General features: G+C 75.3%; 13 protein-coding genes and 1 pseudogene. 5 read left to right on the top strand and 9 right to left on the bottom strand.

Going from position 1 to position 11,619, the window contains the following annotated elements; all coding sequences use genetic code 11:
- Positions 1-3: 3 nt before the first annotated feature.
- Together ACN261_RS27040 and ACN261_RS27035 are read right to left on the bottom strand one after the other, a co-directional pair.
- On the bottom strand, positions 4-402 hold the full coding sequence (locus tag ACN261_RS27040) for a 6-pyruvoyl trahydropterin synthase family protein (protein WP_421482471.1): 399 nt from the start codon (positions 400-402) through the stop codon (positions 4-6).
- On the bottom strand, positions 390-1,385 hold the full coding sequence (locus tag ACN261_RS27035; RefSeq protein ID WP_421482470.1) for a zinc-dependent alcohol dehydrogenase: 996 nt from the start codon (positions 1,383-1,385) through the stop codon (positions 390-392). The genes ACN261_RS27040 and ACN261_RS27035 overlap by 13 nt, the downstream gene beginning before the upstream one ends.
- A 95-nt stretch (positions 1,386-1,480) precedes the next feature.
- Between ACN261_RS27035 and ACN261_RS27030 the strand changes: the two genes are divergently transcribed.
- Positions 1,481-2,320, top strand: coding sequence for a CDP-alcohol phosphatidyltransferase family protein (locus ACN261_RS27030; RefSeq protein ID WP_425852812.1), 840 nt, complete (start codon positions 1,481-1,483; stop codon positions 2,318-2,320).
- 227 nt (positions 2,321-2,547) lie between these two features.
- Positions 2,548-4,200: pseudogene (locus ACN261_RS27025) on the top strand (sulfatase-like hydrolase/transferase); the annotation flags it as partial.
- A gap of 34 nt (positions 4,201-4,234) precedes the next feature.
- On the opposite strand, the gene ACN261_RS27020 reads toward ACN261_RS27025, so the two are convergent.
- The 4 genes from ACN261_RS27020 to ACN261_RS27005 form a co-directional block, all read right to left on the bottom strand.
- The gene (locus ACN261_RS27020; protein ID WP_204923024.1) at positions 4,235-4,522 is read right to left on the bottom strand and encodes a BON domain-containing protein; all 288 of its coding nucleotides are present in this window, start codon (positions 4,520-4,522) and stop codon (positions 4,235-4,237) included.
- A complete protein-coding gene (locus ACN261_RS27015) occupies positions 4,516-5,124 on the bottom strand; it encodes an STAS domain-containing protein (protein ID WP_425852810.1) in 609 nt (202 codons plus the stop codon). Before ACN261_RS27015 ends, ACN261_RS27020 begins: the two co-directional genes overlap by 7 nt.
- Before the next feature lie 105 nt (positions 5,125-5,229).
- A complete protein-coding gene (locus ACN261_RS27010; RefSeq protein WP_204923022.1) occupies positions 5,230-5,499 on the bottom strand; it encodes a GlsB/YeaQ/YmgE family stress response membrane protein in 270 nt (89 codons plus the stop codon).
- Positions 5,496-5,894: an STAS domain-containing protein gene (locus ACN261_RS27005; protein ID WP_421482466.1), complete on the bottom strand. Its 399-nt coding sequence runs from the start codon at positions 5,892-5,894 to the stop codon at positions 5,496-5,498. Before ACN261_RS27005 ends, ACN261_RS27010 begins: the two co-directional genes overlap by 4 nt.
- Positions 5,895-6,044: 150 nt before the next feature.
- Here ACN261_RS27005 and ACN261_RS27000 point away from each other — a divergent pair, with 150 nt between their 5' ends.
- From ACN261_RS27000 to ACN261_RS26990, 3 genes are read left to right on the top strand one after another with little or no spacing between them, the layout of a single operon-like run.
- Positions 6,045-6,728 (top strand): response regulator transcription factor, encoded by a 684-nt coding sequence (locus tag ACN261_RS27000; RefSeq protein WP_421482465.1) that lies wholly within the window; start codon positions 6,045-6,047, stop codon positions 6,726-6,728.
- The gene (locus ACN261_RS26995) at positions 6,725-8,080 is read left to right on the top strand and encodes a sensor histidine kinase (protein ID WP_421482464.1); all 1,356 of its coding nucleotides are present in this window, start codon (positions 6,725-6,727) and stop codon (positions 8,078-8,080) included. The genes ACN261_RS27000 and ACN261_RS26995 overlap by 4 nt, the downstream gene beginning before the upstream one ends.
- Positions 8,077-8,631, top strand: a complete 555-nt coding sequence (locus ACN261_RS26990; protein ID WP_421482463.1) for a GerMN domain-containing protein — start codon at positions 8,077-8,079, stop codon at positions 8,629-8,631. The genes ACN261_RS26995 and ACN261_RS26990 overlap by 4 nt, the downstream gene beginning before the upstream one ends.
- Here the strand turns inward: ACN261_RS26990 and ACN261_RS26985 are convergent.
- The 3 genes from ACN261_RS26985 to ACN261_RS26975 are packed head-to-tail and all read right to left on the bottom strand — an operon-like array spanning position 8,604 to position 11,480.
- The gene (locus ACN261_RS26985) at positions 8,604-9,392 is read right to left on the bottom strand and encodes an ABC transporter ATP-binding protein (RefSeq protein ID WP_425853660.1); all 789 of its coding nucleotides are present in this window, start codon (positions 9,390-9,392) and stop codon (positions 8,604-8,606) included. The two genes, ACN261_RS26990 and ACN261_RS26985, sit on opposite strands and share 28 nt — an antisense overlap.
- 37 nt (positions 9,393-9,429) lie before the next feature.
- Positions 9,430-10,455, bottom strand: a complete 1,026-nt coding sequence (locus ACN261_RS26980; protein ID WP_425853659.1) for a FecCD family ABC transporter permease — start codon at positions 10,453-10,455, stop codon at positions 9,430-9,432.
- Between the two features lie 35 nt (positions 10,456-10,490).
- Positions 10,491-11,480, bottom strand: a complete 990-nt coding sequence (locus ACN261_RS26975) for a FecCD family ABC transporter permease (protein WP_421482462.1) — start codon at positions 11,478-11,480, stop codon at positions 10,491-10,493.
- Positions 11,481-11,619 lie beyond the last annotated feature (139 nt).

Below are 11,619 nucleotides of genomic sequence, written 5' to 3'. Positions count from 1 at the left end.
GGGCTACAACGACCGCTCGTAGCTGGCCCAGGCGATGTGCGACTCGTGCAGGGTGACCGTGATCCCGGCCAGTTCCCGGGCGCCCGCGCCCAGCCCACCGGCGTGCACCCGGTCGGCGAGCCGGTCGGCGATGGTCCGGCACAGCACCTCGGTGGTGGTGTTCTGCCCGGCGAACGCCGGCTCGTCGTCGAGGTTGCGGTACGTCAGGTCGGCCAGCACCGCCTTCAGCTCGTCGGTCGCCCGGCCGATGTCCACCACGATGCCGTCCTCGTCGAGTTCGGTGCGGCGGAAGGTGGCGTCGACGACGAAGGTCGCCCCGTGCAGCTTCTGCGCCGGCCCGAACACCTCCCCCCGGAAGCTGTGGGCGATCATGATGTGGTCCCGTACGGTCACGCTGAACACGGCGTCTCCTCGTCGTAGGTGATCAGATGGCACAGCGCGGGGAGGTTCCCCGAGGCCAGCCGGGCGAGCACGGCGGGTAGCTCCGCGAAGCGGGACCGCCCGGTCAGCAGCGCGTCGAACACCGGGTCGGCGAGCAGTTCCAGGGCGAGCGTCAGCCGGTCGGCGAAGTTCCGCCGGGACGCCCGCGCCGGGGAGACCGTGCCGACCTGGCTGCTGCGGATCGTCAACCGGCCGGCGTGGAACGCCCCGCCCAGCGACAGCTCCACCGGCCGGTCGCCGTACCAGCTCAACTCGACCACGGTGCCCTCCGGGGCGAGCAGGTCCAGGCTGCGCTGCAACCCGGCGGCCGTGGCGCTGGCGTGCACCACCAGGTCCCGGCCCCCGGTCGCCGCCTCGGGCACGGCGAAGTCGACGCCCAGCGCCGCGGCGACCGCCGCCCGCGCCGGATCGGCGTCGACCAGCTCCACCCGTACCCCGGGGAAGCGGGCCAGCAGGGCCGCCACGCTGCACCCCACCATCCCGCCGCCGACCACGCTGACCCGGTCGCCGACCAGCGGCGCGGCGTCCCACAGCGCGTTGACCGCCGTCTCCACCGTGCCGGCGAGCACCGCGCGGGCCGCCGGCACGTCGTCCGGCACCGGGGTCACCGCCGACGCCGGCACCACGTACGCGCTCTGGTGCGGGTGCAGACAGAACACCGTCCGTCCGCGCAGCGCCGCCGGCCCGGCCTCGACCACCCCGACGCTGAGGTAGCCGTACTTGACCGGGGCGGGGAAGTCGCCCTCCTGGAACGGGGCGCGCATCGCCGTGTACTGGCTCGGTGGCACACTGCCGGTGAACACCAGCGTCTCGGTGCCGCGGCTCACCCCGGAGTAGCGGCTGCGGACCAGCACCTCGTCGGGGCCGGGCGTGGGCAGGGTCACCGGCCGCAGCTCACCGACGCCGGGGGAGCGGAGCCAGAAGGCCCGGGCATCGTGGATCACGCGGATTTTCTCCTCTTCTGCCGGCGGAACCGAACGAAACGGCCGCGTCCTGCGTACCCACTGCCGAGGTCGTCGATCATAAACACGGAGGCAGGGTGTCCAGGGTTCGAACCGGTCCGGTGCTCGGCCTGACCGCACAGACCGTCCTGCTGGCCGGGCTGGCCGCGACCGTCGGGCTCGACGTCGCCGGCTGGCTGGCCGGCCTCGGGTACGGCGTGGTCACCTGCGTCGCGTTGCAGCGCGGCCTGCGCCGCCGGGGCGTCGACCGGCTCGGGCCGGCCGACCGGGTGACGCTCACCCGGGGGGTGCTGGTCGGCGGGGTGACCGCCCTGGTCGTCACCGGTTTCTCCGGCCCGACCCCGCTTTCGGTGCTGGTGCCGATGACGGCGGTGGCGCTGGCCCTGGACGCGGTGGACGGCTGGGTGGCCCGACGCACCGGCACGGCCAGCGCGCTCGGCGCACGCTTCGACATGGAGGTCGACGCGTTCCTCATCCTGGTGCTCAGCGTCCAGGTGACGCCGGTGGTGGGACCGTGGGTGCTCGCCATCGGTGGCCTGCGGTACGCCTTCGTCGCCGCCGGCTGGCTGCTGCCCTGGATGCGGGGGACCCTGCCGCCGCGCTTCTGGCGCAAGGTGGTCGCCGCCACGCAGGGGGTGCTGCTGCTCGTCGTCGCCGCCGACGTGCTGGCCCGGCCGGTGACCGCCGTGCTGGCCGCGGTGGCGTTGGCGCTGCTGGTCGAGTCGTTCGGCCACGACGTCGGCTGGCTGTGGTGGCACCGGTCGACCCGGCCCACCCGGGTGGTCGCCCCGACGGCCGTCACGTCGGTCCCGGTCGCGCTGGTGCCGTCGGTCGTGGCGCTGCCGTCCGTACCGTCGGTGCGGCACCGGGCCGACCCGGTCACCGACCGGCAGTTCGTCGCCCACCAGCCGGTCTGAACCGGCCCACCGACCCGGCCGTGCGCCGGGGCCCTCCCCAGGAAGGACCATCCGGAGTGTCGTTGTTGTCACGCCTGCGTCGCCCGAGCACGGCAGCGGAGGAGGTCGGGCCAGCCGAGCCCGCCGGAGCCGACGGGCCCTGCGGTGCCGCCGCGCCTTCCGGGCCCGGCGGGCCTTCCGGGCCCGGCGGGCCTTCCGGGGCGGCCGGGCCGGACGCCGACGCCGATCCGTCGCCGACGGACGGGACGGACCGGGGACGCTGGCGTACGGTCGCCGGGCGGGTGACCACCGTGCTGGCCGGGCTGCTGGTCGTGGCGGTGCTGACCGCGCCGGGCCGGTTCGACCAGCTCACCCCGATGGCGTTCCTGCGGGTGCCGGTCGAGGCGCTGGTCGCCGCCGCCCTGCTGCTGGCGCTGCCCGACCGGGCCCGGCGACCGGTCGCGGTGACGGTCGGGGTGGCGCTGGGGCTGGTGGCCGTCGTCAAGGTGCTCGACCTGGGCATGTCGGCCAGCTTCGCCCGCCCGTTCGACCTGGTCCTCGACTGGGTGCTGCTGGACGACGGCTACGCCTTCGTCACCGACTCGGTGGGCTCCGGCGGCGCGGTCGCCGCCGCCGTCGCCCTGATCGCCCTGGTGCTCGCCCTGCTGGTGCTCACCACCCGGTCGGTGCTGCGGCTGACCCGGCTGACGACCGGGCACCGTCGGGCCGCCGTACGGGTGGTCGCCGGCCTGACCGCCGCCTGGGTGGCCGCCGCGACGCTCGGGGTGCCGGTCGCCGACTCCGGCACGGCGACCCTGGTCGGGCAGCACGTCGGCCAGGCCGGCGCGGGCCTGCGGGACCGCCGGGAGTTCGCCGACCAGGTGGCCCGGGACGCCTACCGGGACACCCCGGGCGACCAGCTGCTCACCGCGCTGCGCGGCAAGGACGTGGTGCTGGCCTTCGTGGAGAGCTACGGCCGGGACGCCGTCGAGGACCCGGAGTTCGCCGGTGGGGTCGGCGCGGTGCTCGACGGGGGCACGAAGCGGCTGGCCAAAGCCGGGTTCACCGCCCGTAGTGGCTTCCTCACCTCGCCCACCTTCGGCGGGGGGAGCTGGCTGGCCCACGACACGCTGCTGTCCGGGCTGTGGATCGACAACCAGCAGCGGCACGACAGCCTGCTGGCCAGCGACCGGCTGACCCTCAACAAGGCGTTCCGGCGGGCCGGCTGGCAGACCGTCGGAGTGATGCCGGCGGCCACCTCACCCTGGCCGGAGGGGGCGTTCTTCGGCTACGACCGCTACCACGACGCGGCGGGGCTGGACTACCGGGGCCCGCAGTTCAGCTACGCCCCGATGCCCGACCAGTACACCCTGGCGACCTTCCAGCGCCGGGAGCGGACCCCCGGCCACGCCCCGATCATGGCGCAGATCCCGCTGATCTCCAGCCACTCCCCGTGGGGGGCGATCCCCCGGATGCTCGACTGGGAGCACGTCGGCGACGGCTCGATCTACCGTCGGCCGACGTCGGTGGCGTTCAACCCGAAGGACGTGGTGGGGCGCAGCACCACCGAGGTGCGCACCGGCTACCGGCGGGCCATCGAGTACTCGCTGAACAGCCTGATCTCCTACGTCGAGACGTACGGCGACGACGACACCGTGCTGGTCTTCCTCGGTGACCACCAGCCGTCCCCGCTGGTCACCGGCCCGAACGCGAGCCGGGACGTGCCGATCACGGTGCTCGCCCGGGATCCGGCGGTGCTGGCCCGGGTGTCCGGCTGGGGCTGGCACGAGGGGCTGCGTCCCGGACCGGACGCCCCGGTGTGGCCGATGGACACGTTCCGCGACCGCTTCCTCGCCGCGTTCGGCCCGCAGCCACCCGCCCACGTCGCCGCGCCGCGCTGAGGTCCCGCGCCGACCCTCCGGTGACGTCTGACGGTCAGCGTTTGGCGGCCAACCGCACCGCGTTGCACACGTCGACCACGCCGGGCACCTGCCAGGCGACCTGACCGGCGAGCTGCCGGGCGTCGACGTCGGGGGCGATCCCGCCGAGGATCGCCACCCGGTTCTGCACGGTGACGGTGATCCGCCGGGCCCGCAGGCCGACCCCGCCGACGATCCGGTACGCCACCTCGGCGGCCAGCCGGACGTCCTCCCCGGGCGGGCCGGGCGGGTCGGGCTCGGGACGGAACCAGCTGTCGTCGGGCAACGGCCACGGCATCACCATGCCGTGCTCCTCTCCCGGGACCGTCCGGTCGCGGGGGACCGGGACCAGTCCACCGCCGCCCGGCGGGTGTCGAAGACCGGGAACACCCGGTCCAGCCGCATGGTGTGCAGCACGGTGCGGACGAACCGGGACGGCCCGGCGAGGCTGAGTTGCCTGTCACGCTGCCGGGCGTCCTGCCGGGCCCGGACCAGCTCCCCGAGCGCGGTGGAGTCGATCAGGTGCACCCGGGCCAGGTCCACCACCACGTGCCGGTCGGCCCCGACGGCCTCCGCCAGCGCGCCGTGCAGGACGTCGCCGGTGGCGAGGTCCAGGTCACCGGCGGCGGTGACGACCGCGACCTCGTCGAGGTGCTCGACGCCCAGCACGCCGAGCGGATCGGCGTGGCGCGGTGCACGGGTGGGTGCCGGGGCCGGTTCGGGGGCCAGTTCGCAGCGGGGGCAGCGGTGCGGCCCGGTGGCGAACGGCGAACCGGTCCAGCCCTGCTCGGCGACGAACGTCCAGACCACCTCGGCGTCGGGCAGGACGCAGGCCGGGCCACTCGCCACCGCCCCGCAGCTGTCACAGATCAGCGTCATCAGCGGTTCGTCCGGTACGACGGTCATCGGATCTCCTCCTCGAGGACGGCCGTGGCGGTCCGGTGGTCGTGGCCCGGCGCGCGGTGGTCGACCGGAGACCCCGCGCGCCGGACCACGACCGGTTCCGGTGGGTCAGGGCTCGGTCCGGCCGCCGGCGGTGCCGACGACCAGCGCCACGGCGACCCCGGCCAGGCCGACCTGCACGATCAGCTGCCGTAGCGTGAAACCGTCGCTGTCGATGCCCACCAGCCGGCTGACGATGGTGCCGAGCAGTGCGGCGACCAGGCCGACGGCGAGGGTGAGCCAGAGCGGGACCTGCGTACGGCCTGCGACGACGAGCCGTCCCAGCGCGCCGATGACGAGCCCGACGACGACGGCGGCGACGATCCCGGGCACGCTCACCGGCTGTGCTCCCGGACCAGTTCCCGGGCGGGCTGCCGGTGGCCGGCGGACGGGACCTGCCCGCCGTCCACCCGCAGGGCCCGTGGGGTGGTGACCATCGGCAGCACCCGGGACACCCGGGCGGCGCTCAGCACGCGCAACGCCCGGGCGCTCGGGTCCCGCAGGGTCAGCACGCCACCGTGGCGGGCCAGTTCACGGTGCACGTCGAGCAGCAGCCCGATCGCGGCGGCGTCGAGATGCCGGCACTCGGACAGGTCCACCACCACGTGGGCCGGGCGCAGCGCGACGAGCCGGTCGAAGACCTGCCGGGACCGGGCCAGCGCGGCCAGGTCCAGGTCGTCGGTGACGCACACCTCCACCAGCGGTACGGTGCACTCCGGGCGGGACGCTCCCACGACTCGGCCTCCTTCCACGCTCACTGTCCGGCCCCAGCCTGCGGGCTGAGGTTGGCGACCGTTGCGCGGACGTATGTCAGTTGCGTGACAAATCCCGCGTTCGCCGTGCCCGGTTCGTCATCGTCGGCGCCTACCGGGCACCATTTCCCGATGGCGGGCGTACTGGTGATCGAGGACGACGACCGGATCCGTCTGGCGCTGCTGCTGGCCCTGGAGGACGAGGGCTACCTGGCGCGCGGGGCGGCCACGGCGGAGGAGGGGCTGCGGGCGCAGCGGCAGGAGACCGCCGACTACGTCCTGGTCGACCTGATGCTGCCCGGCCTGGACGGCTTCGAGTGCATCAGGCAGTTGCGCCGCGACGACGACGTGCCGATCGTGGTGGTCAGCGCCCGCGACGACACCCACGACATCGTCGCCGCGTTGGAGGCGGGCGCGGACGACTACCTGGTCAAGCCGGTCGCCATCAAGGAACTCTCGGCCCGGTTGCGGGCGTTGCGCCGCCGGGGCCGGACCGCCGTCGCACCGTCGGCGACGGTGCCGGTGCTGGTCTTCGGCGCGTTGGAGATCAGCCCGGAGGCCGGTGAGGTGCGCCGGTCGGGGCGGCCGGTGCCGGTGACCCGCACCGAGTTCCGGCTGCTCTGCGAGCTGGCCGAGCACGCCGGCCGGGTGCTGTCCCGCCAGCAGCTGCTCAGCCGGGTGTGGGGCTACGAGACGGGCGACGAGCGGCTGGTCGACGTACACGTGGGCCGGCTGCGGCAGAAGATCGAGGCCGATCCGGCGAACCCCCGGCACCTGGTCACCCTGCGGGGCCTCGGCTACAAGCTGCAACGATGAGGCGGCTCGGTCTGCGGGCCCGGGTCACCGCCGCGTTCGCGGTCGGGGCGCTGCTGCTGTCGGCGCTGATGGCGCTGATCTCGTACGAGCTGGTGCGCCGGTCGCTGCTCGACGAGCGGGAGCGCACGGCGCTGCGGGCGGCGTACTTCGACGCGGCGGTGGTCCGGGCCGGCCTGGACACCGACACCCCGGACGTCTACGAGGTGCTGCGCACCCTGGACACCGGGGGCAGCCGCCGGGCCCTGGTGCACCGCGACGGCCGCTGGTACGCCCGCACCGCCGACGAGGGGCCCTCGGGTGCGGTGCCGGCCGGGCTGATGGCGATGGTCGCCGACGGTGAACCGGCGGTGCAGCGGGTCCGGGTCGACGGGCAGCCGGCGCTGCTGGTCGGGGTGCCGCTGGCCGACTCGACCGGCTACTACGAGATCACCTCGCTGCGGGAGCTGGAGCAGACCTTCCAGGTGCTGGCGTTGGCGTTGACCGTGGTGGCGGTCACCGTGGCCGGCTCCGGCGCGGCGCTCGGCTGGTACGCCACCCGGCACGGGCTGCGGCCGTTGACGGCGGTGGCCGACGCCGCCGAGAAGATCGCGGCAGGGGACGTGACGGCCCGGCTCGCCCCCGGCACCGACCCGGACCTGGCCCGGCTCTCCACCTCGTTCAACCGGATGGCCGACCAGGTGGCGGTCCGCATCGAGCGGGACCGCCGGTTCGCCGCCGACGTCGCCCACGAGTTGCGCTCGCCGTTGCAGACGCTGTCGGCGGCGGCGAGTGTGCTCTCCCGCCGGCGGGACCGGTTGGACGACCGGACGGCCACCGCCGCCGGCCTGGTCAGCGAGGAGATCACCCGGTTCCAGCAGTTGGTCAACGACCTGATCGAGCTGGCCCGCAGCGACCGGCCGGCGCAGCGGGAGGAGGTCGACGTGGTGGCGCTGGCCCGGGACGTGTGCCGGGGGCGGGGCCTGCCCGGTTCCCTGGTGGAGGCCGGCCCGCCCGCGCCGGGACGCTGGTCGGTCGACCCCCGTCGGCTGGAGCAGTTGCTGGTCAACCTGCTGGACAACGCGGTCCGCTACGGCGGCGGCCCGGTCGCGGTGCGGCTGTGGCTCTCCGACGGCACGGGGGTGGTCGAGGTCGACGACGCCGGCCCGGGGGTGCCGGTGGCAGACCGGGAGGTGGTCTTCGACCGGTTCGTCCGGGGCCGGGCCGCGCACGACCGGGCCGGCGGCGACGGGACCGGCCTGGGCCTAGCACTGGTCGCCCAGCACGCCGCCGCCCACGGTGGACGGGCCGGCGTGTCCGACCGGCCCGGCGGCGGCGCCCGGTTCCGGGTGGAGCTGCCGGGGAGTCGACCGTGATCCGCCGGCTGGTGCCCGGCCTGGTGGCGGTGCTGCTGCTGGCCGGCTGCGGGGTGCCGACCGACCAGCAGCCCCGGGCGGTGCAACCGCCGTTCGGCCCGCCCGCCGCCCCGGCCGCGAGCAGCGCCCCGGGCCAGGTCGAGCAGGCGTTCTGCCTGGTCCGCGGCGGCCAACTGGTGCGTACGGTCCGGCAGGTCGACGCGGCCGGCGGGGTGGACGGGCACCTGCGCCGCCTGCTCGCCGGCCCCACCCGGGCCGAACGGGCGGTCGGTTTCGGCACCGCCCTGCCCGGTGCGGTGCACGTGCTCGGCGCCCGGCTGGTCGACGGGCGGGCCCAGGTGGAGGTGGAACCGCCGGGGGAGGAGTCCGGACGCAGCGACGAGGTGCTCGCCTACGGGCAGATCGTCTGCACCCTGGACAGCCGTCCCGACGTCACCGGGGTGTCGTTCCTGCTGCGCGGCCGGCCGCTGGAGGTGCCCCGCGCCGACGGCTCGCTGTCGGCCGGGCCGCTGACCGCCGCCGACTACCCGGCGCTGACCGGCCCGGACTGAAGTCCGCGCCGGGCCCGGGGCACGACCAGCGGGGTGCCCGTCTCCGGGTCCTCGACGATCCGGCAGGGCAGCCCGAACACCTCCTCGACGAGGGCGGCGGTGACCACCTCGCGCGGGTCGCCCTGGGCCACCACCCGGCCGTCGCGCATGGCGATCAGGTGGGTGGCCCAGCGGGCGGCGTGGTGCAGGTCGTGCAGCACCGCGACCAGGGTGCGGCCCTGCTCCTCGTGCAGCCGGGCGCACAGGTCGAGCACCTCGATCTGGTGCGCGACGTCCAGGTAGGTCGTGGGCTCGTCGAGCAGCAGCAGGGAGGTCTGCTGGGCCAGCGCCATCGCGATCCAGACCCGCTGCCGCTGCCCGCCGGAGAGTTCGTCGACGGGCCGTGCGGCCAGCTCGGTGACGCCGGTGGCGGCCATCGACTCGGCCACCACCCGCTCGTCCTCGGTCGACCACTGCCGCAGCAGCCCCTGGTGCGGGTAGCGGCCCCGGGCGACCAGGTCGGCCACGGTGATGCCCTCCGGCGCGACCGACGACTGCGGCAGCAGGCCGAGGGTGCGGGCCACCTCCCGGGACCGCATCGTGTGGATGTCCCGGCCGTCGAGCAGCACGGTGCCGGCGGTCGGCCGCAGCGTCCGCGCCAGGGCCCGCAGCAGGGTGGACTTGCCGCAGGCGTTGGGGCCGATCACCACCGTGAACGACCGGTCGGGCACGGCCACCGTCAGGTCCCGGGCCACCACCCGCCGCTCGTAGGCCAGGGTCATCCCGACCCCGCCGAGTCGACTCGTCACCGCGTCCTCCTCAGATCCGTGCCGCGCGTCGGCGCGTGGCGAGCAGCCACACCAGGTAGGCCCCGCCGATCAAGCCGGTGACCACCCCGACGGGAAGTTGGTGGCCCTCGATGGTCCGCTGGGCGGCCAGGTCGGCGGCGAGCAGCAGCACCGCCCCGGTGGCGGCTGCGGCGGCCAGGTTCGGCCCGGGTGCCCGGGTGAGCCGGCGGGCCAGGTGCGGCGCGACCAGGGCCACGAAGGACACCGGCCCGGCGGCGGCCGCCGCCCCGGCGGCGAGCAGCACCGCCGCGCCGAGCAGCAGTTGCCGTACCAGCGACACCGGCACGCCGAGCGCGGTGGCGGTGTCGTCACCCAGTTCGATCAGGTTCAGTGCGCGGGCGGTGCCGGCCACCACCGGTGTCAGCAGCGCCAGCAGGCCGAGCAACGGAACGGCCTGTGCCCAGTCCCGCCCGTCGAGGCTGCCGGTGAGCCAGAGTACGGCCCGCGCCGCGTCCATGAGCGGGGCCCGGGTGAGCAGCCAGCCGTTGACACCGGTGAGGATCGCCGTGGTGCCGATGCCGACCAGCACCAGCCGGTAGCCGTGCACGCCGTGCCGACCGGCCACCGTCCACAGCAGCAGGCCGGTGGCGAGGCCGCCGAGCAGCGCCGCGCCGGACAGCAGCAGGGTGCCGCCGCCGGTCACCACCACGATCAGCGCGCCGGTCGACGCGCCCTGGGTGACGCCGAGCACGTCGGGGCTGCCCAACGGGTTGCGGACCAGTGACTGGAGGATCGCGCCGGACAGCGCCAGGGCGGCGCCGACGCCGAGCGCGGTCACCAGCCGGGGCAGCCGCAGTTCGCCGACGATGAAGTTCTCGGCGACGCTGCCGCCGCCGGTCAGTGTGCGCAGCACGTCGGCGGTGCTCATCGGATAGTCGCCGCCACCGATCGCGAGCACCCCGAGGACGACGGCCAGGGCGGCGGCGACCAGCCCGACGGTCACGCTGCGGCCGCGCCAGCGTACCGAGCGGGTGCCGATGCGGACCGCCCGTGCCAGCGGCCGGGCCGGCGGGTCGGCGGGTCGGGTGCGGTTCACCGACGGGCCACCAGACGCAGGAACAGCGGACCGCCGAGCACGGCGGTGACCAGGCCGACCTGGAGTTCCCCGGGCCGGCCGAGGACCCGGCCGAGCACGTCGGCACCGAGCAGCAGCACCGGGGCGAGCACCGCCGCGTACGGCAGCAACCAGCGCAGGTCCGGGCCGGTCAACGCGCGCACCAGGTGGGGGACGAGTAGGCCGACGAAGACGATCGGGCCGCAGGCGGCGGTGGCCGCGCCGCAGAGCAGGGTGACCGCGGTGACCGTACCGGCCCGGATCAGGGCGGGGCTGGCGCCCAGCGCGCGGGCCGCGTCGTCGCCCAGGGCCAGGGCGTTGAGCGGGCGGGCCCCGGCCAGCCCGACCAGCAAACCGGCCAGGATGAACGGGGCCACCGTGGCGACGGTGGTGAAGTCGGCGGTGGCCAGCGAACCGACCGTCCAGAACCGCAGCCGGTCCAGCGAGGCGGCGTCGAGCAGCATCACCGCGCTGACGAACGAGTAGAGCACCGCGTTGAGGGCGGCCCCGGCCAACGCGAGCCGTTCCGGGGTGGCCTGTCGGCCGCCGCCGACGGCGTGCACCGCCACCGTGACGACCACTGCTCCGAGCAGGGCGAACCAGATCCAGCCCCGGACCGTGGCGACGCCGAGCAGGGCGGTGGCGGTGGCCACGGCGGCGGACGCGCCGGCGTTGATGCCGAGCAGGCCCGGATCGGCGAGCGGGTTGCGGGTGAGCGCCTGCATGAGTGCGCCGGCCACGCCGAGGGCCGCGCCGGCGAGCAGCCCGAGCAGGGTCCGGGGCAGCCGCATCTGCTGCACCACCGCGTGTTCGGGGGAGCCGGGGGAGACCAGGCCGTGCCACACCTCGACGAGGGTGAGTTGCTTCGCGCCGACGGCGATGCTGAGCACCGTCACGGCGACGAGCAGCAACAGGCCCGCGCCGAGCCCGGCGGCCCGGACGCCGACGCGCCGACGGGTCGACGCCACGCCCGGTGCAGCGGTGGGTGAGGATAGGGTGGCGGACAGTGTCGGCTCCAGGGGGGCGAAAGAGCGGCGCACGCCGGTTTGACAGTGACTTAGGTTAGGTTAGCCTAACCCTGCTGTCGCGGATCGTCACGGTCCGGGC

This window comes from Micromonospora sp. WMMD723, assembly GCF_049863385.1.
Classification (GTDB): domain Bacteria; phylum Actinomycetota; class Actinomycetes; order Mycobacteriales; family Micromonosporaceae; genus Micromonospora; species Micromonospora wenchangensis.
The sequence above is the reverse complement of the archived record's forward strand: the minus strand, read 5'-3'. Positions and strand labels throughout refer to the sequence as shown.

Bases quoted from the DNA above. Each gene is read 5' to 3' on its own strand.
- ACN261_RS27020 (WP_204923024.1), bottom strand. From the start codon at position 4,522: ATGGTGATGCCGTGGCCGTTGCCCGACGACAGCTGGTTCCGTCCCGAG.
- ACN261_RS27015 (WP_425852810.1), bottom strand. From the start codon at position 5,124: ATGACCGTCGTACCGGACGAACCGCTGATGACGCTGATCTGTGACAGC.
- ACN261_RS27000 (WP_421482465.1), top strand. From the start codon at position 6,045: ATGGCGGGCGTACTGGTGATCGAGGACGACGACCGGATCCGTCTGGCG.
- ACN261_RS26995 (WP_421482464.1), top strand. From the start codon at position 6,725: ATGAGGCGGCTCGGTCTGCGGGCCCGGGTCACCGCCGCGTTCGCGGTC.
- ACN261_RS26985 (WP_425853660.1), bottom strand. From the start codon at position 9,392: ATGACCCTGGCCTACGAGCGGCGGGTGGTGGCCCGGGACCTGACGGTG.